Genomic DNA, 20,119 nt, shown 5'->3' with positions numbered 1-20,119 from the left:
GAATACCGAGGGGGAACCGTGCAACGCACGGCTCGTAGCAGCGCGTCCTGGGCGGCAAGGCTTGCCCATCTGCGCCGGCAGCGCCGGGTGCAGAACCTCGCCACTCTTGGATTGGTGATCCTCGGGCCCGTGCTGGCCTGGCTCACGCTTTTTGCGTTGGGACCATTGGAGCAAGGCACGGGATCGACCGGGCTGCGGCTCGTCCTGCTCGCCGATCTTGTCTATACGCTCGTCGTGGCGGCGCTGGTCGCGCAACGCGTGGCCCAGATGGTGGCGGCGCGGCGGGCCCATTCTGCCGGGTCGCGGCTGCACCTGCGACTCACCGGCGTTTTCGTCGTCGTGGCGCTGGTCCCGACCGTGCTCGTCGCGGTCTTTGCCATGCTGACGGTCAACGTGGGGCTTGAAGGGTGGTTCTCCGACCGGGTGCGGAACGTTCTTTCCACCTCCCTCGCCGCAGCCGAAGCCTATGAAGACGAACATCGCCGCGACCTTGTGGAGGATGTGGAGGCGCTGGCGGGCTACCTGAACGATTTCCGCCGCCGGACCCTTCTTCCCTCCGACGGGACGCTCCGCGAGGTACTGACACAGGGTCAGGGCCAGATCCAGCGGGGCATCCGCGAGGCATATGTCATCGACGGTGGCGGAGAGCTGAAGGCGCGGGGCGAACGCTCCTACCTGTTCGACTATGAAAAACCCACCGACGATCAGCTGCGCCGCGCCTCGGAAGGTGAAACGGTCGTCATCGAAGACTGGAACAACAACGAATTCCGCACTCTGATCGCGCTGGACCAATACGTGGACCGCTATCTTTACGTTTCGCGGTCGGTGGACGGGCAGATCCTCAGCCTGCTCGACGATACGAAGCAGACCGTCGGCCTCTACCAGCAGCTCGAGCGGGACAGGGGGCGGCTGCTGTTCGAGTTCGGCCTGCTCTACGTGGGGTTCGCCGTCATCCTGCTGCTCGCGGCCATCTGGCTCGGGCTGTGGTTCGCGGAACGTCTGTCACGGCCGGTCGGGCGGCTGGCCGGGGCTGCGCAGCGCGTCGGGAGCGGGGATCTCGACATTCATGTGCAGGAAGAACCCGGGGACGACGAAATCGCCATGCTGGGCCGGGTGTTCAACCAGATGACCCGCCAGCTCAAGGTTCAGCGCGAGGCGCTTCTGGATGCCCACCGCAGCACCGAGGAGCAGCGGCGCCTTTTCGACTCCGTGCTCCGCTCGGTGACGCCGGGCGTGATCGGCATGGATGCGGAGGGGCGGGTGCTGTTTCTGAACCGTTCCGGTCAGCGGCTTCTGGAGCTTTCCTCCGCCCCGGAAGGGCAGGAACTCGCCCTTTCCGTGCCGGAGTTCGGCACCCTGCTGGACAGGCTGCAACAGGGCGGGGCGGAGACCGTGCAGGAGCAGATCCCCGTCAGCCGCTCCGGGCGCCTGTTCCAGCTTCTGGTCCGCATCGCGATCCGGCGGAACTCGGACGGTGCGCTCGAAGGCTATGTGGTGGCTTTCGACGATGTCTCGGATCTCGTCTCCGCGCAGCGGATGGCGGCCTGGGGGATGTCGCCCGCCGCATCGCGCATGAGATCAAGAACCCGCTCACCCCCATCCAGCTTTCCGCCGAGCGCATCCGCCGCCGCTTCGGACGGCAGATGGAGGAGGAGGATGCGGCCACGCTCACCCAATACACCGAAGTCATCATCCGGCAGACCGGAGACCTGCGGCGGATCGTGGACGAGTTCTCCAAATTCGCCCGCATGCCGGAGCCGGATCGGCGGGAGCAGGACCTGACGAAGCTCGTGCGCGACGCGGTGGTTCTGCAACAGAACGGCCAGCCCGGCGTGAACATCTCCGCGACGTTGCCCGATCATCCGGTGGCGATGGATGTGGACGCGACCATGCTCTCGCAGGCGCTTACCAATCTCATCAAGAACGCGGGCGAGGCGATAGAGACACTGGTGGAGGCGGGCGCGCCGGAGGGGTATCGGCCGGAAATCCGCGTCTCGCTTGAAGATACGGCGGAGGGCGCGGTCATCCGCATCGCCGATAACGGCGCGGGTCTGCCGGAGGACCGGGGCAGGCTCTTTGAGCCTTACGTGACGACGCGGGACAAGGGCACGGGGCTCGGCCTTCCCATCGTCAAGAAAATCGTCGAGGAGCATGGCGGCACGCTCGCCCTTCTCGACGCGCAACCCTTCTCGGAAGGGGCGCATCGCGGCGCGCTGGCGGAAATCCGGCTGCCGCGGCTCGTACGGACGGACAGCGTCCGCAGCACTCTCGTAAAAACCAAAGAACGGGCCGCAAACGGCTGAAAAGGGGTAGGACGATGGGCGACATACTTGTTGTGGACGACGAAAGGGACATCCGCGAACTGGTCGGCGACATCCTGCGGGACGATGGGTTCACCGTTCGGCTCGCCTCCAATTCGGATGAATGCATGGCGGAGCTGAACCGGGAGGCACCGGCGCTCATGATCCTCGACATCTGGCTGAAGGACAGCGGGATGGACGGGATCGACATCCTGAAGACGGTGAAGCGCAACAACCCCGACATTCCCGTCATCATCATCTCCGGTCACGGCAATATAGAGATCGCGGTGGCTGCGATCCGGCAGGGCGCCTACGACTTCATCGAGAAGCCCTTCAACATCGACCAGCTCATGGTGGTGGTGCAGCGCGGGATGGAGGCGTCGCGCCTGCGGCGGGAGAACGCGGACCTGCGGCGAAAGGAGGTGACGGGCGGTGAGATGCTGGGAAGCTCCGCCGCCTTCCGGGGGCTGAAATCGCAGCTCGACAAGGTGACGAAGTCGAATGGGCGCGTGATGCTGAGCGGCCCCGCCGGCTGCGGCAAGGAGGCGGCGGCGCGTTTCATCCATACCGGCTCGAACCGTGCCTCGGCCCCGTTCGTCACCGTATCCTCTGCCGGGATCGAACCGGAACGCATGGAGGAAGTGCTTTTCGGGCGCGAGACGGAGCGGGGAGTGGAAACCGGGCTGCTCGAACAGGCCCATGGCGGCGTGATCTATTTCGACGAAGTTGCTGACATGCCCGTCGGGACACAGTCGAAGATCCTCCGCGTGCTGACGGAGCAGCAGTTCACCCGGGTCGGCGGCGCGGCGAAGGTGCGGGTCGATCTCCGCGTCATCTCCTCCACCACGCGGAACCTGAAGGGAGAGATCGGGGCCGGGCGCTTCCGGCAGGAGCTTTTCGACCGGCTGAACGTGGTACCGATCGTCGTGCCCTCGCTGGAGGAGCGGCGCGAGGATATCCCCGAACTCGCCGCCTATTTCCTGGGCCAGCTTCACAAGACCCAAGGCCTGCCGAACCGTCCGCTGTCGGAAGATGCCGCCGCGCTGCTCCAGACGATGCCGTGGCCGGGCAACGTCCGGCAGCTGCGGAACGTGCTGGAGCGGATCCTCATCCTCTCCGAAGGCTCGGGCCCCATCGAGGCGCGCGAGGTGCCGTCGCGCAACGAGGGGCAGGGCGGTGAGGGACGTGTCGCGCTCTCCGGCGCGCTGGCCACGCTGCCGCTCCGCGAGGCGCGGGAGCTGTTCGAGCGGGAATACCTGCTGACCCAGATCAACCGCTTCGGCGGCAATATCAGCCGCACGGCCAATTTCGTGGGCATGGAGCGGTCGGCGCTGCACCGCAAGTTGAAGTCGCTCGGCGTCGTCAACACCAAGGGCGGCGGTCGCGGGGCCGATGAGGATGAGGACGATGAGGTTCTGAACGCGGCGGAGTAGCTGCGCCACGCTCTGCGACGCGGGGCGGGGCGAAAGCCTCTGCCCGGTTGACGGGCGCGGCAGGCTCTGCAACCTAGCCAATGGAATGAGCGGGAGCCAGCGCGATGAAGGTCATCATCTGCGGAGCCGGGCAGGTGGGCTGGCAGATCGCGCGGCAGCTTGCCGGTGAGCGCAACGACGTGACGGTGGTGGACAGTAACCCCCAGCTCATCGCGCGCATTTCCGACACGCTGGAAGTGCGGGGGCTGGTGGGCTACGCAAGCTATCCCGATGTGCTGGACCGCGCCGGGGCGCGCGATGCCGACATGGTGATCGCCGCGACCCATTCGGACGAGGTGAACATGGTTGCCTGCCAGGTGGCGCATTCCGTGTTCAATGTCCCGCGCAAGATCGCCCGTGTCCGGGCGCAGAGCTATCTCGACCCGGCCTATGCCGATCTCTACCGCCGTGACCAGTTGCCCATCGACGTGGTGATCTCGCCCGAGCGGGAGGTGGCGGAGGCCGCGCTACAACGGATCGCTGCGCCTTCCGCCTTCGACACCGAGAGCTTCTTCGGCGGCAAGGCTCAGCTTCTGGGCATCGCGATCAGCGAGGACTGCGCCGTGCTCAACACGCCGCTCCGCCAGCTTTCCGACCTGTTCCCGACGCTCGGTACCATCATCGTCGGGGTCCGGCGGGAGGATCGGCTCTTCGCCCCGGAGGCGGAGGATCAGCTTTTCCCCGGCGATCAGGTCTATGCCTTCACTGACACCAAGGATGTGGACCGCACGCTGGAGGTCTTCGGCAAGGTCGTCGCGCCGCAGGAACGCATCGTGATCCTCGGCGGCGGGGCTGTCGGGCTGACCGTGGCGCGCAAGCTGGAGGCGGGGGCCAACCGGGTGCGCGTCCGCATCATCGAACGGGACCGGGAGAAGGCGGAGACAGCCGCTGACATGCTGCAGCGGACAATCGTGCTGAACGGCGACGGGCTGGACGCAGAACTCATGCGCGAGGCGGGGGTGGACAAGGCCGATGCCATCGTCGCGGTGACGGATGATGACAAGACGAACCTTCTTGCCTGTGTGCGGGCGAAGGCGGAGGGCGCAAAGCTCGCCATCGCGCTCATCAACGATCCCAGCATGGCGCAGCTCATGCCCGCGCTGAACATCGACGCCTACATCAACCCGCGCGCCACCACCGTCTCCTCCATCCTGCGGCACATCCGTCACGGGCGGGTGCGGGCGCTCTATTCCATCGGCGACTCGGAGGCGGAGATCATAGAGGCGCAGGTGCTCTCCACCTCTCCGCTCGCAGGCAACATGATCCGGGAGATCGAGTTTCCGGAGGGCGTGCTGGTCGGCGGCATTCTGAGGGCCGGGCGCTACATCAAGCCCGACAGCAAGACCCGGCTGGAGGAGGGGGACGTGATCGCCATCTTTGCGCTGACCCCGGACATCCCGCAGGTGGAGCGGCTGCTCCAGGTGTCGATCGACTTCTTCTGATGGAACGGCTTTTCGCGCTGCCGCTGTTCGTCCCGCTCACGGCTTTCGGGGGGCTGGCGATGTATGTGCCCGCCGCTCACGCGCTGGCGTTTCGGAACCATGGGGTCGCGCGGGCCTTCTTCTACAGCGGCACGATGGTGCTGTTCGTTACGGGTCTGATTGCGCTGGCGCTTTCCGGGCGACGGTTCGGGACCGCGTCGCGGAGCCAGCTTCTCCAGCTTCTTCTGGCCTATACCGCCTTTCCGCTGATCCTCGCTCTGCCCTTCGTGGAGGCCGTGGGGAATACGAGTTACGCGAACGGCTGGTTTGAAATGGTGTCGAGCTTCACCACCACCGGCGCCACGCTCTATGACGCGGAGCGTCTGGCTCCCTCTCTCCATCTCTGGCGGGCGATGGTGGGCTGGATGGGCGGGTTCTTCGTCCTCGTCACGGCCTTTGCAGTGCTGGCGCCCATGAACCTTGGCGGGTTCGAGGTTCTCAACCCCGGATCGGTGGGATTTTCGGGCAAACAGGGACCGGCCGGCATCGCGGTGGCAGACCTGCCGGAGCGGCTCTTGCAGCAGATCAGACTGCTGCTCCCGGTCTATGTGGGGCTGACCGCGGCGCTCGGCCTTCTTCTGGCGGCGGCAGGGGATACGACGCTGGTCGCGATTTGCCATGCGATGTCCACCCTCTCGACCAGCGGCATCAGCCCGCTTCCCCCCGGTACGGCCACTCCCTCCGGTCGGTGGGGAGAGGCGGCGATCCTGCCGTTTCTTCTTTTCGCCCTGTCCCGCCGGACGATGCCGCTCGGCCGGGCGTCACGTCAATCCTTCCCCTTGTCGGCCGACCCGGAGTTCCGTCTCGGCGTGGCGGCAGCCATCATTGTTCCTCTGGTCATTCTGGGCGTACTCATCGCAGAGGCGGTCAGGCGGGATATGGTTCCGGGATTGGGAGAGGTTCTTTCCGCCTTATGGGGTGCCGGCTTTACCGGATTGTCCTTCCTCACCACCACCGGCTTTCGGAGCGCGGACTGGATCACGGGCCCGCTCTGGCAGGGGATGACCGCGCCCGGCTTGTTTCTCGTCGCGCTCTGCCTCATCGGCGGAGGAGTCGCCACGACAGCGGGCGGCGTGAAGATCCTGCGGATCTACGCGCTCTACCTCCACGGCCAGCGGGAGATGGAGCGGATCCTGCATCCCCATTCGCTTGGCGGCGGGGGCCCTTTCAAGCGGCATTTGCGGCGGGAGGGCGCCTTCATCGCGTGGCTGTTCTTCATGCTCGTCGCGCTCTCGCTCGCCGGGATGGTATTGATCCTGACGCTGACAGGTCTGGGGCTGGAGGAATCGATCATCTTCTCCATCGCTTCCATCACCACGACCGGCCCTTTGCTGGGGATGGGCACCCAGGCCCCGCTCAGCGTGGCGGCGGTGGATGGTTGGGCGCGGCTGGTGATGGCGGGGGGCATGGTGGCGGGCCGGATGGAGATTCTGGCTCTCATCGCGCTTGTCGCGCCGGGCACATGGCGGCAATAGTCGGAAATTGGGGCTGGAATCTCCCTCCGCCTGCCATCATAATCTTGTGAGGACGAGGGCCGGTTCCGCCGCAGGCCGCAAGACCAATAACAGAAAAACAGGGTTTACCCATGGCCGCCGATAAGCAGAACCTGCAGGACGCTTTCCTCAATCACGTCAGGAAGGCCAAGATCCCTGTGACGATCTTTCTGATCAACGGCGTGAAGTTGCAGGGCGTCATCACGTGGTTTGACAATTTCTGCGTGCTTCTGCGCCGGGACGGTCAATCGCAGCTCGTGTACAAACACGCGATTTCCACGATCATGCCCGGTCAGCCGATCAGCCTTTATGAGGGTGAGGACTGATTTCCGACGAGCAATCCACCCACAGCGCGCCAACGCGCGCCTATGTGGTTCATCCCGATATCAAGGGTTCCGCGAGCGGCCGTGAGGGCGGTGACCGGCTTCCCGAGCACAGGCTGGCGGAGGCCGTGGCACTCGCCGCGGCCCTGCCGGGACTTTATGTGGTCGGCGCGGACGTTGTCCGGCTGCCGAAGGTTGCCCCGGGCAAGCTTTTCGGCTCCGGCAAGGTCGAAGAGCTGGCCGAGTTGTTCAAGGCGGAGGAGATCGGCCTCGTCCTCATCGACGGGCCGGTCACGCCGGTGCAGCAGCGCAATCTCGAGAAGGCCTGGGGGGTAAAGCTCCTTGACCGGACGGGGCTGATTCTAGAAATCTTCGCCGATCGTGCCCGCACGCGGGAAGGGGTGTTGCAGGTCGAACTCGCCGCGCTCTCCTACCAACGCACCCGTCTGGTCCGCGCCTGGACCCACCTTGAGCGGCAACGCGGCGGGCTCGGATTCGTCGGCGGGCCGGGGGAGACGCAGATCGAGGCCGACCGCCGCGCCATCGACGAGGCCGTCACCCGCATTCGCCGCCAGCTCGCCAAGGTCGTCAAGACGCGCGAGCTCCACAGGGCCGCACGGCGCAAGGTGCCCTATCCCATCGTGGCGCTGGTAGGGTATACGAACGCAGGAAAATCCACCCTGTTCAACAGGATGACGGGCGCAGAGGTGTTGGCGAAGGACATGCTTTTCGCCACGCTGGATCCGACGATGCGGGGCGTGACGCTGCCATCCGGACGGGAGGTGATCCTTTCTGATACGGTCGGTTTCATCTCGGATTTGCCGACGCAGCTCGTCGCGGCTTTCCGTGCCACGCTGGAAGAGGTGCTGGAGGCCGATCTGATCCTCCATGTCCGCGATATTTCTCATCCCGAAACGGAGGCGCAAAAGGCCGATGTGGAAGGGATCCTCGCGGAACTCGGTGTGCGGGAGGAGGTTCCCATGCTGGAGGTCTGGAACAAGATCGACCAGCTTTCGCAGGAGCCGCGAGAAGTGGTGGAGGTGCTTGCGGCGCGCACGCCCGACGTCTTCGTTGCTTCCGCCCTGACGGGAGAGGGGCTTGGCCCGTTGCTTGCAGCCGTCTCCGAACGGTTGAGCGAGGAACGGACGGTGCGCGATCTCGTGCTTCCCTTCGAGGATGGCCGCCGCCGCGCCTGGCTTCATGAGCAGAACGTGGTGGAGAGCGAGGCGCCGGGAGAGGATGGCTGGCACGTGACAGTCCTCTGGACAGCCCGGCAGCGCGCCCGATACGACGCTCTCTGACAGGCGACCGGGACAACCGGTGGAGCGCGCTTCACGCTCCCCCACTTGCGCCATGCATGTGGCGCGGTGGCTGGTCTGGCTATCTACGTTGCCAGAACTCACCGGAGCCTGAGAGAAACGGGGCCTGACGAAAGGCCCGGCTGGTGGAAGCAGGATGACCCCTCGCTGCAGGAGCCGACCCGCCCGCGTGACCGAGCGGCGCGGTGACGTGCCAGCTACCTGCGCATATTACGATCCGATGAAGTCGCAACGGGAGGCCGGTTGGCCGTAAGGCAAATCGCCGGCGCAGAACTGGCGGGACAAGCGGTCGGCTCAGGCGGGACAAGCGGTCGGCTCAAGGGGGTGTAATGGTCAGGGGGAAGTCTGGGTATATGCCGATGTCCAACACATTGACCCTGATGCACATCAGTCGGGCGAATGTCATGTCGATAGGTCACCGCTATCTATGGATCGAGTTCGCGAGGAGGACCTTGTTGTCGCGTTTCCTCTCCTCGTTCGACAACCCCGGAGGTCTCTGGTCCCGGTTAACTTCTCAACCCCGTTGCGCCTTTGCAAGGGACCGCGCCGATTAGCAGGGTGCTGAAAGAGTATTCCGAGGCTGCTCCGGGGCGGAAATCTTACCTACATGGTTGAAGAACTGCCCGGAAACCGCAGGTTCTGGCTGGTAACCAGACCGATTTCCTGGTTTTCGCCGCGAGGCCGGGTAGACCCATGACTTTGTCAGCAGCCGATTAGATCAGCGCGCCGGGGCTGCTCACCGCGGCCCGTCTGGAGACGCCGGAACTTTCCCTTCGGGATGGCCGGATCATCTGACTGTTCATCCCATGCATATTCATCAGAACCATGCCTCACGTGACATCAGCCAGATCGACGCGCAGCCTCTGGTGCAGCGCAACCGGTGTCTTGTGAAAGCGGCGCACCCCAAAGGTAGCGATGCCGCTAGAAGCGGATCTCCAACCTGTCCCCAATGTCCACGCTGATACGCCGTTGCTGCCGGGCGGCTTCCAGCGGTGCGAGAAGGAACTGAACCTGCGCGGCGCCGAGTTCCGCGGTCTGGTCAGGATTTTGAAGGCAGACCCAGTGGCTCTCCTCTATCCGCATCCTGTCCCCTTCGGCGAGCAGAAGCCATTCTCCCTCCTGACGAACCTCGATCCGCCCGCCGCGCGGCAGGGCCGTCTCCAGGCATTGCAGGAGGAGGAGGGCAAGCTTTACTTCCTGCCGGGAGGTGCTTGCTGCCAGCCAGTCAACCTGAATGCGGCCCTGGCCCCACAGCCCCTCAACTATCTCGCGCAATTCGCCGGGGGCCACGCTCTGTTCCGCGCCCGCCATGCCATAGGCAATGCGGAAGAACCGGATCCGGGCGTTTGCGTGGGCGACACTGTCCCCGATGAGAGACATTTCCTCCCCCGCCGGATCACCGGTCATGCGCAGAAGCTCAAGCCCATTGCCGATCGCGCCCAGCGGACTGATAAGATCGTGACAGATGCGCGAGCCGATCAGCGCGCCAATATCGGGGGTGTCATGGGTCATGGTCTTTCCAATCGGCTTTGGGGGCGTCGATGAGCGGTATGGCAAGCCTTCTGGAGCCGGGCATGCTCGTCCGTCATCCGAATGCCCCGGAGTGGGGTCTGGGACAAGTGCAGTCGAATATCGGCGGCCGCGTCACCGTGAATTTCGAACATGCGGGCAAGGTTGTCATCGACGCGTCCCGTGTGGATCTCATTCCCGTATTCGACGGGGGGCACTGACGCCACTCTCCCCCATCTCCGTTAAGAAACGGTTACCGGATCGTGATTTGCAGACCATGGGCCCCTCCCTCGGACTTGTCACCTCGTGGGGCAGGCCATAGACAGTCATGAACAGGACGGAGACGCCCATGCAAAACGCGCCTCTCGCCAGGACGGGATCGCAATTCTCCGTCCGGCTGGCCAGCACGCCGCAGGATATCCGGGACGCGCAGCGGCTCCGATATGAAGTCTTCGTGGCAGAACTGGGTGCCACTGGGCCGCTGGTCGATCATGAGGACCGGCTGGAATGTGACCGCTACGATCCATTCTGCGATCACCTCCTGCTTTTCGACGATGCGAAGGGGCGCGTTGCGGCGGTCTATCGGCTACTCCCGGGGGAACGGGCGGAGCTGGCGGGCGGTTTCTACACGCAGAACGAGTATGACCTCGCGCCCCTGCTTGTCTCCGGGCGGAAGCTCCTGGAACTGGGCAGGTCCTGTGTCCATGCGGATTATCGCGGGAGCGCCGCGATGTTCGTCATGTGGAGCGCGCTTGCGGACTATGTCATGGAGCGGGGGATCGAAATTCTCTTCGGCACGGCCAGTTTCCACGGGACAGATGTGGACGCCCTCGCGCTTCCGCTCTCCTGGCTCCATGCCCATCACCTCGCACCCGAAGCCCTCCGCGTGCAGGCGTGGGGCACGCCGGCGCAGCCGATGGACCTGATCCCGGTGACGCCGGATGACAAGAACCGCGCGATTGCTGCGATGCCGCCCCTCATACGCGCCTACCTCCGGCTCGGCGGTGTTGTGGGCGAGGGCGCATGGCGGGATGCGGCCTTCAATACGACGGATGTCTGCCTCATCGTTGACACCACGCATATGTCTGCACAGCATCGCGGCTACTATACCCGCGGCCGGGGGCAGCCTGCGTGAGTCGAACCTGGCAGCCCGAGGAACCGCCGCCCGCGCTCAACCGCCCCGACATGCGCGGGTGGATCAGGGTGATCTGCCGTGTTGTGCCGATGGTAGCCATCACCTTTCCGGCGCTCTTGTTCATCCTGATGGTCCGGCTCGTGGAACGCCCCCTCGCCCGCGGGGGGCGTCCGGTGACCGCACGGATCAAGCAGGTCATCTGCCGTATCGATCTGGCGCTGCTGGGTATCTCCTTCACCCGCCGCGGACAGCCGATGACGGGTGCCGGGATCCTCGTTGCCAACCATTCCTCCTGGCTCGACATCCTCGTGCTGGGCGCGAGTGCGCCGGTGACCTTCGTCTCCAAGGATGACGTTGCGGACTGGCCCGGTATCGGCCTGCTCGCGCGGGGGACGGGCACGATGTTCATCACCCGCGATCCGAAGCTCGCCGCTCAGCAACGCGATGAGTTGGCGCATCGGCTGGCGGAGGGGGAGCTGATGCTTTTCTTCCCCGAAGGTACCAGTTCCGACGGGCGTCGCATCCTGCCCTTCAAGCCCGCGCTCTTCGAGTCGCTCTTTCTTCCCGGCCTGCGCGAGAAGTTGCAGGTGCAGCCGGTGTCGGTTCGCTACCACGCGCCGGGGGGCGAGGATCCGCGCTTTCATGCCTGGTTCGGCGACATGGATTTCGGCCCGCATGCGCTGAGCGTTCTGGCTGCTCCGCGCGGTGGCGGGGTGGAGGTGGTCCTCCATCCGCCGGTCCGGGTGCGGGATTTCGACGGGCGCAAGAGCATCGCCGCCTGGAGCGAAACCGCCGTGCGCGACGGCTCCCGCCAGCGGGCCTGAGGTGCTGGCAAAGAGCTGAAATCCCGGCTATAGCGGCTCACGTTTCAGGAGCCCGCGATGCAAGACCAAGATCAGGACCGGCCGCAGCTTTATCTCGTGACCCCCCCGGACTTCGAGGTGGAATCCTTCGGCCCGCGGCTCGCTGCCGTGCTGGACGGGGCGGAGGTCGCCTGTCTTCGGCTGGCCCTCGTCTCCCGCGACGAGGACCGCGTGGCCCGCGCGGCCGATGCGCTGCGCGAAATCGCACATGTGCGGGACGTTGCCTTGGTGGTGGACCGGCATGTCGGGCTGGTGGAGCGGCTCGGGCTTGACGGCGTGCACCTGACCGACGGGGCGCGGGGCGTGCGCAAGGCGCGCGAGACGCTGGGCGCGGACGCCATCGTCGGCGCCTTCTGCGGTGCGTCGAGGCATGACGGGATGACGGCGGGGGAGACGGGGGCGGATTACGTCGCGTTCGGCCCGGTCACTGCGGGCAGTCTTGGCGATGGCACCGTGGCGGAGCGGGAGCTTTTTGCCTGGTGGTCGGAGATGATCGAGGTTCCGGTCGTGGCGGAGGGTGGCCTGACGGTCGATCTGGTCCGCGATCTTTCCCCGGTGACCGACTTCTTTGCGGTGGGAGAGGAAATCTGGCGGGAAGAGGATGCGCTGGCGGCCCTCCGCCGTCTGCTGGCCCCCATCGGCTGATTATTTCGGCGGCAGGCTGTCCGTGAAGCGGATGGCCTGCGCCAGAAGATCCCCGCGGATCGGGTCATCCCCCGCCGCCTCATCCCCAAGCAGGACGATGCCGCCAAGCGCGCGCATCCTGCCCATCTGAAAGGGAGATACTCCGGGAAGAGCCATCGCCACTGGCGCTGCCGTCTTGCCGACGCGGTAGAAAATCCCGCGCGAGATCAGCCCTGCCACCATGTTGCCCTGCCGGAAGAATGCCAGCCCGCCGAACATCCGCCGCTCGCCGAAATGGCCGAACGGCTCCATGTCCTCGCGCAGCAACTCTTCCAGCCCCGCTTCCCACGCCATGGCCGATCCTTGCCATTCACCCATGTGAAGCGTATCAGGCCGCGTTCCCGAACGGAAAGGCCGATGACAGAAGCTCGCCCCGCATTCATCCTCGTGCGCCCGCAGATGGGTGAAAACATCGGCGCCGCGGCGCGTGCGATGCTGAACTTCGGTCTGGACCGCATGCGCCTTGTTGCGCCGCGCGATGGCTGGCCCAATCCCAAGGCTGTTGCGATGGCAAGCGGGGCGGGGCGGGTCCTGGACAATGCCACGGTATTCGACACGGTCGAGGCGGCGATCGCCGATTGCACCCATGTCTATGCCACCACGGCGCGGAGCCGCGAGCTCACCAAGCCGGTGCTGACGCCGGAGCAGGCGATGGCCGAGGCGCGCGCGATCACGGCGGCGGGCGGGCGCGTGGGCGTTCTCTTCGGGCCGGAGCGGGCGGGGCTGGAGAATGCCGATGTCGTTCATGCCAACGCGATCATCACCGTACCGGTCAACCCGGAGTTTCCGTCGCTGAACCTCGCGCAATGCGCGCTGCTGACCGGCTATGAATGGGCGCGGCACGGAGAAGCTCCCCCGCTGCGCGAAGCGATGGGCGAGCGCGCGACATCCGGGGATGTGGCGCGGCTTGGCGAGCATTTTGAAGAACGTCTGGATGCGGCGGGCTTCTTTTTCCCGGCGGACAAGGCCGCGCATATGCGGATGAACCTGCGCAACATGCTCTCCCGCCTGCCGCTCACACGGGCGGATGTGCAGACCTTCCACGGAATGCTGCGCCAGTTCGGTCGCAGGATGGGCGGGTAGGAGCGCGCCGCGAAAGGCACGCTCCCCCTTTGTCAGCCCTTCAGTTCGGCCGCGGTTTCGTCCAGCGATTTGGAGAAGCGGGCGATCATCTCATCCACCTGCGCCTCGGTGATGATGAGCGGCGGGCAGAAGCAGATCGAATCGCCGATGGCGCGGTTGATGAGGCCGTTCTCGGCGCTCTTGCGGGTGTAGATCGCGCCCGCCTTGCCCACCGGATCGAACTTCGCCTTGGTCGCTTTGTCGGCCACCAGTTCCACTGCGGCAATCAGCCCTACGCCACGCACCTCGCCGACCAGCGGGTGATCCGCGAACTCCCGCAGACGCTTCTGCATATAGGCGCCGACCTTTTCCGCATTGGCGACGAGACCGCGCTCCTCGATGATCTTCAGGTTCTCGATGGCGACCGCCATGGCGACCGGATGGCCGGACGCGGTATAGCCATGCCCGAAGGCGCCGTTCTTCTGCGAGCCGTCCGCGATGGCCTGATAGATCGCATCCGTCAGCATGATCGCCGCCAGCGGCTGGTAGGAGGAGGTGATCTGCTTGGACAGGACGAGGAAGTCCGGCTTGATCCCGTAGTATTCGCAGGCGAATGTCTTGCCGGAGCGACCGAAGCCCATGATGACCTCATCGGCCACCAGCAGGATGTCATATTTCTTCAGGACCTTCTGGACCTTCTCCCAGTAGCCCTTCGGCGGAACCAGAACACCGCCCGCGCCGATCACCGGCTCGCCGATGAAGGCGGCAACCGTTTCCGGCCCTTCCGCGAGGATCATGTCCTCGATCTCCTGCGCCAGCCGGTCGGAGAACTGCTCCTCGGTCTCGCCTTCCTCGCCGAAGCGGTAGAAATGGGGGGTCGTCACATGCTTCATCTGCGGCAGCGGCAGGTCGAAGTCCTTGTGGTTGATCGGCAACCCGGTGAGCGAGGCGGAGGCCACGGTGATCCCGTGGTAGCCGTTCTTGCGGGCGATGATCTTCTTCTTCTCCGGGCGGCCCAGCACGTTGTTGTAATACCAGATCATCTTGACAACGGTGTCGTTCGCCTCGGACCCGGAGTTGGTGTAGAACACCCGCGTCAGGTGCTCCGGCGTCATCTTCACCAGCGTTTCGGCAAGGTCGATGGCCGGCTCGTGCGACTTGGAGGAGAAGATGTGGTAATAGGGCAGAGTGGTCATCTGCCGTTGTGCGGCCTCCACCAGACGTTTTTCGCCAAAGCCCACAGCGACGGACCACAGCCCGGCCAGCGCCTCGATATATTCCTTGCCCGCGTCGTCATAGACATGGATGCCGTCGCCACGCGAAATCACCATCGGGCCGTTCTGCTCGTGCATCCGGGCGTTGGTGTTCGGATGGAGGAGGTATTTGACATCGCGCGCGGCGAGAGAATTCGGAAGCGTGTCCATGATGCGGAACCCTGTCTATGACTCACCCGCGCCGGTTGACGTGGGCTCGGCGCGAAGCGTAGCGACTTCCAGACGATCTTGCACCCCCGAAGCTCGGCGGAGGGCTGGAAAGCGGCATCGCATGTCGGGAATCCACGCCAGCTGCCGCCGCTCCGGGCCAACTGCTCCGATTGAGGCAGCGCGTGAAGATCCAGCATGCGCGCCGACCCATGCCGCCCTGCTTCAGCAGAAACCCCGGCCCGATCCCGGGCATGCGCGTCAGGCACCTGCTCCCTTGCGAGCTTCTGCGGGAGACCATCGCGCAGACAATCAGGCCGCATCCGCAGGCAGCCAGACCAGTTTCAGACGTCCAGCTCTTCCACGAAACGCGCGTTTTCCTGAATATACTGGAAGCGCATCTCCGGGCGTTTGCCCATCAACCGCTCCACCAGGTCGCCGGTCTCTCCCGGCTCGTCCTCGTCGATGGAGACGCGGATGAGCTTGCGCGTGGCCGGGTTCATCGTCGTGTCCTTCAGATCCTTGGCGTCCATCTCGCCCAGACCCTTGAAGCGCTGCACGTCGATCTTGCCCTTGCCGCCGAGCCCCTTGGCCAGCATCCGCTCTTTCTCCGCATCGTCGGCGACGTAGATGCGGTTCGCCCCCTGCGTCAGCCGGTAGAGCGGCGGGCAGGCGAGGTAGAGATGCCCCTGGTCGATCAGCGGGCGCATATGGGTGAAGAAGAACGTCATCAGCAGCGATGCGATATGCGCGCCGTCCACGTCGGCATCGGTCATGATGATGATCTTGTCGTAGCGCAGCTCGTCCACGCGGAACTTCGTGCCCATGCCGGCGCCGAGCGCCTGGCAGAGATCGTTGATCTCCTGGTTCTGCGCGAGTTTGCCCGAGGCCGCGCCCAACACGTTCAGGATCTTGCCCCGGAGCGGCAGAAGCGCCTGCATCGTGCGATCCCGCGCCATCTTGGCCGAGCCGCCCGCGCTGTCGCCCTCGACGATGAACAGTTCCGTGCCCTCGCGGTTCGTGGCGGAGCAATCCACCAGCTTGCCGGGCAGGCGGAGCCGCTTGGTCGCGGATTTACGCGCCGTTTCCTTTTCGGAACGGCGGCGGATCCGCTCCTCGGCCTTCAGCACAAGGTAGTCGAGAATGGCGCCCGCCGTCTTGGTATCGGCGGCAAGCCAATTGTCGAAATGGTCGCGCACGCCGACTTCGACCAGCCGCGCGGCCTCGACCGTTGCCAGACGGTCCTTGGTCTGACCCACGAACTCCGGGTCGCGGATGAAGCAGGACACCAGCGCCACGCCGCCCGATTGCAGATCCTCCCGCTGGATCTGTTGCGCCTTGCGGTTGCCCGCCAGCTCTCCATAGGCCCGGATCCCCTTCAGAACCGCGGCCCAGAAACCCTGCTCATGCGTGCCGCCTTCCGGTGTGGGGACCGTGTTGCAGTAGGACTGGATGGCCCCATCCCGCGCGGGAGACCAGTTGATCGCCCATTCCACAGAGCCTGGAACCCCGAATTTCTCCTGAAACCCGACCTTTCCCGCAAAGGGCCGGTCGGCATAGGTGGCGGTGCCGGACAACTGCTCCATCAGGTAATCCGCCAGCCCGCCGGGGAAATGGAACGTCGCTTCCTTCGGCGTCTCGCCATCGTCGATCACCGTTTTCCAGCGGATTTCGACGCCCGAGAACAGATAGGCCTTGGACCGCGCCATACGGAAGAGCCGCGCCGGCTTGAACCGCTGATGGCCGAAGATCTCCGCATCTGCATGGAAGATCACCGTGGTCCCGCGCCGGTTCGGGGCGGGACCCACCTTCTCCACCGGACCGAGCGGTTTTCCGCGCGAAAACTCCTGCGCGTAGAGTTCGCGGTTCCGCGCAACCTCCACCCGCATCCGGTCCGACAGCGCATTGACGACGGAGGAGCCGACCCCGTTCAACCCGCCCGAGGTCTGATAGGCCTTGCCGGAGAACTTGCCCCCCGCATGAAGCGTGCAGAGGATCACCTCCAGCGCCGATTTGCCGGGAAACTTCGGATGCGGATCGACGGGGATGCCGCGGCCGTTGTCACGGATGACGACGGTGTAGTCCTCCGTCAGCTCGACCTCGATCCGGTTGGCGAAGCCGGCGACGGCCTCGTCCATCGCATTGTCGAGGATCTCGGCCACCATGTGGTGCAGCGCCCGCTCATCCGTGCCGCCGATATACATGCCGGGACGTTTGCGGACGGGTTCCAGCCCTTCCAGCACCTCGATGGAAGAGGCGTCATAGCTTTGCGACACACTGTCGCCGGAGAGGAGATCTTCGGGAGGCATCAGGCTCATCTGGTAGGTCAGGGGTTCCGGGGCAGTAGAACATGTGTGGAGGGCGGGAACAAGCCCGCCGCAGTCCGCGTCGGTCTGATGCGCCGCAGGAACGGTCGGGCCTGCTGGGGGTTCTGATGTGGGGGTTCTGATGGAAAGGGAGAAAATCATGACCAGAACTTTTGCAACATGCCTCGCCTTCGCGGCACTCGCGTTTCCGGGGGCCGTGAGCGCCCAGACAGCACCTTCGCCGGCGCCGGCCCAGCAGACGGCAACCCAACAAGCGGCGACCACGGGCGAAACCGCCACCGCGGCCTTCGTGGATGGTTCGGGCAATCCCGCGGGGAAAGCCGAACTGCGTCAGACACCGGCAGGCGTTCTGATCCACCTGAACGTCACCGGCCTGCCGGCGGATCACTGGGTAGCGTTCCATATTCATGAAACCGGCACATGTGATGCGGCGACCCATCACGAAAGCGCTGGCGGCCACTTCAATCCGACCGGCGCGAGCCATGGCTATCTGGCGGAAGGCGGCCCCCATGCCGGTGACATGCCCAACCAGATGACCCGCGCGGATGGCACGATCGAGGCGGAGGTGCTGAATCCTTCCGTCACGTTGGCGTCCATCGTGGGCAGGTCGCTCATGATTCACGCGGGGCAGGATGATTACCGCAGCCAGCCGTCGGGTGCGGCGGGGGACAGGCTTGCCTGCGCGCCCATCCGTTAACGCAGCAGAATACCGGCGACGACCAGCGCAAGCCCAACAGCGGAAAGCCCGAGTGCTGCAAAATTGAGAAGCATGGCCTTGCGCAGCCGGGACTGCATTTCCGCCTCGTCCAGACCGCCCTTGCGGGCAGACATTGCCTGCCGGATGCAAAGGCCGAGGCCTGCGACACCGGCGAGCGTCATCACCGCGCCGATCCAGATCAATGCTTCCATGTCATCCTCCTCGCGCAGCCTGACCCGGCCCTAAAGCAGCAGGCAGTCTTCCGCAAGCGCGCGTCTCCGGGGCCTTGCGTGGGGAGGAGGCGGCGCGCTAGGAGGTTCTCCAAAAGGAGACCGCCCATGAACGCCGTTACCGACGACGCCTATAACGTCACAGCCGAGGAGCTGCGCCAGTTCATCGAACGCTACGAGCAGCTCGAAGCGGAGAAGAAGGACATCGCGGAGCAGCAGAAGGAAGTGATGGCCGAGGCCAAGGGGCGCGGCTACGACACGAAGGTTCTCCGCAAGATCGTCGCCCTGCGCAAGCGGGACAAGGACGACGTGGCGGAGGAAGAAGCCATTCTGGAGGTTTACAAATCCGCCTTGGGCATGGGGTGAGCCGTTAACAGGGTGCTGAGAAAATATTCCGAGGTTGCTTTGCGGCGGAGATCTTCCCTGAATGGTTGAAGATCTCCCCGGAAACCGCAGATTTCGGCGCGTGACCGGACCGATTTCAACGCAAGGCCGGGTAGCCCCCGACTTTTTCAGCAGCCTGTCAAGGCTGGATAAGCTCCACGTTCTCCATGGCCGCGATCCGCTCCACATCCGCGTCATAGGCGTCGGAGATCGCGGCCACGGATTCCGGCGTCCAGCCGGGCAGGTCCAGTTCCATCTCGATCGCCTCGGGCCTGCCGAACCGGGTGAGGAAGGAGGAGACGATCATGCGGCGCTGCTCCGCGTCTCTTGGCGGGTGGCTTGAGAGATAGAGCCGTAGTCGCTCCAGTCCGTCTTCCGTCAGCAATGGCGATAACCGGTCCAGAAAGCCGCTGTCGCCCGTGCCGCTGATCCCGGCCACGCGCTCCACCACCTCCGGCCAGATGAGCGGCATATCCTCGTCACACCATACGACCACCAGCGCGCGCGGTGCGGCCTGGCGGAGACGCCGGATGACATCCGCCCAGCTCAACCCGGCCATCGCACCGGGATCCCCTGCAAGCGCGGTTGCGGCAGGATCGCCTTGGCAGATCAGCGTGGGAAGCAAGGTGGCGGGGGACCGGACGGCCACGTGGAACTCGATCTCCACATCCTCCGGGAACAGCATGGCCAGCATTTCCGCCTGGGGGCCTGCCAGCGGATAGAGAAGGCCATCACCAAGGGGCTGCGAGGAAAATCCGGGTAGTTCCTGCGAACAGTTCTCGCAAACAAGAACCCGGCGCACTCCCTCGTCCCGGAACCTGCGGAGGACGCGCCCCTCCGTCACAGGCGTTCCGGCGGCTCTCAACGGCTCGCCGGGGTCTGCAATGGCAACGCTGTGGCTGGCGAGTATCTCGCGGCTCCGCTGCAGCGAGGCATAAAGCGCGTCCTGGCCGGAACAAGGGGCGCCAAGGTGAAATGCAACTTGCATCGGACTCCGGTATGCTGGCCGACGTTCCCGTGGGGAGGGAGAGGCGGGCGGAGAATTTTCACGACGAAAAGTTAACAATCTGTTGATGATCCGTCAAAGCGGTTTCGCTGCACTATGACGAAAGGAGGAGACAAGAGCGCAGCGTCACACGCTAAAATACTCGATCGTTGCCGCACTGCGGAAATCATTGTGAAGAATACGCAGTGGCCCCGCTAGCCCGACCGGCGGCCGAGGCTCTTACTGCGAAACCATTGCAAGGTTGTGTCATGTCGCGCACGCAGGTGCCCGATGTCATGCCCAAGGCCGGTGAACTGCATCAAGCCGATGGGCAATAGCTCTGTCTGCAAGACGTGACATCGGTCAAAATGGTCGGGTCGGGTATCCCCGTCGAAGAGACCTGCCCGGCAAGCCTCTGCATTTCCTCTGTGGCA

At 64.9% G+C, this 20,119-nt stretch carries 18 protein-coding genes and 1 pseudogene; 13 read left to right on the top strand and 6 right to left on the bottom strand.

Features of this window, described 5'->3' with window-relative positions; all coding sequences use genetic code 11:
* Window positions 1-18: 18 nt before the first annotated feature.
* The 6 genes and pseudogenes from CDV49_RS01250 (at window position 19) to hflX (ending at window position 8,370) form a co-directional block, all read left to right on the top strand.
* Window positions 19-2,303: pseudogene (locus CDV49_RS01250) on the top strand (ATP-binding protein).
* Between the two features lie 14 nt (window positions 2,304-2,317).
* Window positions 2,318-3,733: a nitrogen assimilation response regulator NtrX gene (gene ntrX / locus CDV49_RS01245; protein WP_088213762.1), complete on the top strand. Its 1,416-nt coding sequence runs from the start codon at window positions 2,318-2,320 to the stop codon at window positions 3,731-3,733.
* A gap of 104 nt (window positions 3,734-3,837) precedes the next feature.
* Window positions 3,838-5,214, top strand: coding sequence for a Trk system potassium transporter TrkA (trkA, locus tag CDV49_RS01240; protein WP_088213761.1), 1,377 nt, complete (start codon window positions 3,838-3,840; stop codon window positions 5,212-5,214).
* On the top strand, window positions 5,214-6,728 hold the full coding sequence (locus CDV49_RS01235) for a potassium transporter TrkG (protein WP_088213760.1): 1,515 nt from the start codon (window positions 5,214-5,216) through the stop codon (window positions 6,726-6,728). Before trkA ends, CDV49_RS01235 begins: the two co-directional genes overlap by 1 nt.
* 110 nt (window positions 6,729-6,838) lie before the next feature.
* The gene (gene hfq / locus CDV49_RS01230; protein ID WP_035705913.1) at window positions 6,839-7,072 is read left to right on the top strand and encodes an RNA chaperone Hfq; all 234 of its coding nucleotides are present in this window, start codon (window positions 6,839-6,841) and stop codon (window positions 7,070-7,072) included.
* Window positions 7,072-8,370, top strand: coding sequence for a GTPase HflX (gene hflX / locus CDV49_RS01225; protein ID WP_088213759.1), 1,299 nt, complete (start codon window positions 7,072-7,074; stop codon window positions 8,368-8,370). Before hfq ends, hflX begins: the two co-directional genes overlap by 1 nt.
* A 939-nt stretch (window positions 8,371-9,309) precedes the next feature.
* Here hflX and CDV49_RS01220 read toward each other — a convergent pair.
* The gene (locus CDV49_RS01220) at window positions 9,310-9,900 is read right to left on the bottom strand and encodes a histidine phosphotransferase family protein (protein ID WP_088213758.1); all 591 of its coding nucleotides are present in this window, start codon (window positions 9,898-9,900) and stop codon (window positions 9,310-9,312) included.
* A gap of 38 nt (window positions 9,901-9,938) precedes the next feature.
* On the opposite strand from CDV49_RS01220, the gene CDV49_RS01215 reads away from it, so the two are divergent.
* From CDV49_RS01215 to CDV49_RS01200, 4 genes are all read left to right on the top strand, one after another.
* Window positions 9,939-10,118 carry a DUF3553 domain-containing protein gene (locus CDV49_RS01215; protein ID WP_088213757.1) on the top strand — a complete coding sequence of 60 codons (180 nt, stop codon included), beginning with the start codon at window positions 9,939-9,941 and terminating at the stop codon, window positions 10,116-10,118.
* Between the two features lie 128 nt (window positions 10,119-10,246).
* Complete coding sequence (locus CDV49_RS01210) at window positions 10,247-11,032, top strand: GNAT family N-acetyltransferase (protein ID WP_088213756.1); 786 nt, start codon at window positions 10,247-10,249, stop codon at window positions 11,030-11,032.
* Window positions 11,029-11,856, top strand: coding sequence for a lysophospholipid acyltransferase family protein (locus CDV49_RS01205; protein ID WP_256947190.1), 828 nt, complete (start codon window positions 11,029-11,031; stop codon window positions 11,854-11,856). The genes CDV49_RS01210 and CDV49_RS01205 overlap by 4 nt, the downstream gene beginning before the upstream one ends.
* Before the next feature lie 57 nt (window positions 11,857-11,913).
* Window positions 11,914-12,540, top strand: coding sequence for a thiamine phosphate synthase (locus CDV49_RS01200; RefSeq protein ID WP_088213755.1), 627 nt, complete (start codon window positions 11,914-11,916; stop codon window positions 12,538-12,540).
* Here CDV49_RS01200 and CDV49_RS01195 read toward each other — a convergent pair whose 3' ends face one another.
* Window positions 12,541-12,873 (bottom strand): TfoX/Sxy family protein, encoded by a 333-nt coding sequence (locus CDV49_RS01195; RefSeq protein WP_179209087.1) that lies wholly within the window; start codon window positions 12,871-12,873, stop codon window positions 12,541-12,543. It abuts the gene before it with no gap.
* Between the two features lie 63 nt (window positions 12,874-12,936).
* On the opposite strand from CDV49_RS01195, the gene CDV49_RS01190 reads away from it, so the two are divergent.
* A complete protein-coding gene (locus CDV49_RS01190; protein WP_088213753.1) occupies window positions 12,937-13,662 on the top strand; it encodes an RNA methyltransferase in 726 nt (241 codons plus the stop codon).
* A 32-nt stretch (window positions 13,663-13,694) separates the two neighbouring features.
* Here the strand turns inward: CDV49_RS01190 and CDV49_RS01185 are convergent, their stop codons facing one another.
* Both CDV49_RS01185 and parE read right to left on the bottom strand, forming a co-directional pair.
* On the bottom strand, window positions 13,695-15,065 hold the full coding sequence (locus CDV49_RS01185) for an aspartate aminotransferase family protein (RefSeq protein WP_088213752.1): 1,371 nt from the start codon (window positions 15,063-15,065) through the stop codon (window positions 13,695-13,697).
* Between the two features lie 341 nt (window positions 15,066-15,406).
* Entirely contained in the window at window positions 15,407-17,371 is a 1,965-nt protein-coding gene (gene parE / locus CDV49_RS01180; RefSeq protein WP_088213925.1) for a DNA topoisomerase IV subunit B, read from the bottom strand.
* A 157-nt stretch (window positions 17,372-17,528) separates the two neighbouring features.
* Here parE and CDV49_RS01175 point away from each other — a divergent pair, with 157 nt between their 5' ends.
* Window positions 17,529-18,086, top strand: a complete 558-nt coding sequence (locus tag CDV49_RS01175; RefSeq protein ID WP_088213751.1) for a superoxide dismutase family protein — start codon at window positions 17,529-17,531, stop codon at window positions 18,084-18,086.
* Here CDV49_RS01175 and CDV49_RS01170 read toward each other — a convergent pair.
* The gene (locus tag CDV49_RS01170; protein WP_088213750.1) at window positions 18,083-18,298 is read right to left on the bottom strand and encodes a hypothetical protein; all 216 of its coding nucleotides are present in this window, start codon (window positions 18,296-18,298) and stop codon (window positions 18,083-18,085) included. The two genes, CDV49_RS01175 and CDV49_RS01170, sit on opposite strands and share 4 nt — an antisense overlap.
* A gap of 126 nt (window positions 18,299-18,424) precedes the next feature.
* Between CDV49_RS01170 and CDV49_RS01165 the strand changes: the two genes are divergently transcribed.
* Complete coding sequence (locus tag CDV49_RS01165) at window positions 18,425-18,682, top strand: DUF2312 domain-containing protein (RefSeq protein ID WP_035705883.1); 258 nt, start codon at window positions 18,425-18,427, stop codon at window positions 18,680-18,682.
* A 157-nt stretch (window positions 18,683-18,839) separates the two neighbouring features.
* Here the strand turns inward: CDV49_RS01165 and CDV49_RS01160 are convergent, their stop codons facing one another.
* Complete coding sequence (locus CDV49_RS01160; protein WP_143413102.1) at window positions 18,840-19,688, bottom strand: hypothetical protein; 849 nt, start codon at window positions 19,686-19,688, stop codon at window positions 18,840-18,842.
* Between the last annotated feature and the right edge of the window lie 431 nt (window positions 19,689-20,119).

The organism is Haematobacter genomosp. 1, from assembly GCF_002196855.1.
Taxonomy (GTDB): Bacteria; Pseudomonadota; Alphaproteobacteria; order Rhodobacterales; family Rhodobacteraceae; genus Haematobacter.
Note: the sequence above shows the minus strand (reverse complement) of the source record. Positions and strands in the feature narration are given on the sequence as shown.

Bases quoted from the DNA above. Each gene is read 5' to 3' on its own strand.
- CDV49_RS01165 (WP_035705883.1), top strand. From the start codon at position 18,425: ATGAACGCCGTTACCGACGACGCCTATAACGTCACAGCCGAGGAGCTG.
- CDV49_RS01210 (WP_088213756.1), top strand. From the start codon at position 10,247: ATGCAAAACGCGCCTCTCGCCAGGACGGGATCGCAATTCTCCGTCCGG.
- CDV49_RS01235 (WP_088213760.1), top strand. From the start codon at position 5,214: ATGGAACGGCTTTTCGCGCTGCCGCTGTTCGTCCCGCTCACGGCTTTC.
- CDV49_RS01185 (WP_088213752.1), bottom strand. From the start codon at position 15,065: ATGGACACGCTTCCGAATTCTCTCGCCGCGCGCGATGTCAAATACCTC.
- CDV49_RS01190 (WP_088213753.1), top strand. From the start codon at position 12,937: ATGACAGAAGCTCGCCCCGCATTCATCCTCGTGCGCCCGCAGATGGGT.
- CDV49_RS01160 (WP_143413102.1), bottom strand. From the start codon at position 19,688: ATGCAAGTTGCATTTCACCTTGGCGCCCCTTGTTCCGGCCAGGACGCG.
- parE (WP_088213925.1), bottom strand. From the start codon at position 17,371: ATGCCTCCCGAAGATCTCCTCTCCGGCGACAGTGTGTCGCAAAGCTAT.
- CDV49_RS01170 (WP_088213750.1), bottom strand. From the start codon at position 18,298: ATGGAAGCATTGATCTGGATCGGCGCGGTGATGACGCTCGCCGGTGTC.
- CDV49_RS01195 (WP_179209087.1), bottom strand. From the start codon at position 12,873: ATGGCGTGGGAAGCGGGGCTGGAAGAGTTGCTGCGCGAGGACATGGAG.
- hfq (WP_035705913.1), top strand. From the start codon at position 6,839: ATGGCCGCCGATAAGCAGAACCTGCAGGACGCTTTCCTCAATCACGTC.
- CDV49_RS01220 (WP_088213758.1), bottom strand. From the start codon at position 9,900: ATGACCCATGACACCCCCGATATTGGCGCGCTGATCGGCTCGCGCATC.
- CDV49_RS01215 (WP_088213757.1), top strand. From the start codon at position 9,939: ATGGCAAGCCTTCTGGAGCCGGGCATGCTCGTCCGTCATCCGAATGCC.
- ntrX (WP_088213762.1), top strand. From the start codon at position 2,318: ATGGGCGACATACTTGTTGTGGACGACGAAAGGGACATCCGCGAACTG.
- CDV49_RS01200 (WP_088213755.1), top strand. From the start codon at position 11,914: ATGCAAGACCAAGATCAGGACCGGCCGCAGCTTTATCTCGTGACCCCC.
- trkA (WP_088213761.1), top strand. From the start codon at position 3,838: ATGAAGGTCATCATCTGCGGAGCCGGGCAGGTGGGCTGGCAGATCGCG.
- CDV49_RS01175 (WP_088213751.1), top strand. From the start codon at position 17,529: ATGACCAGAACTTTTGCAACATGCCTCGCCTTCGCGGCACTCGCGTTT.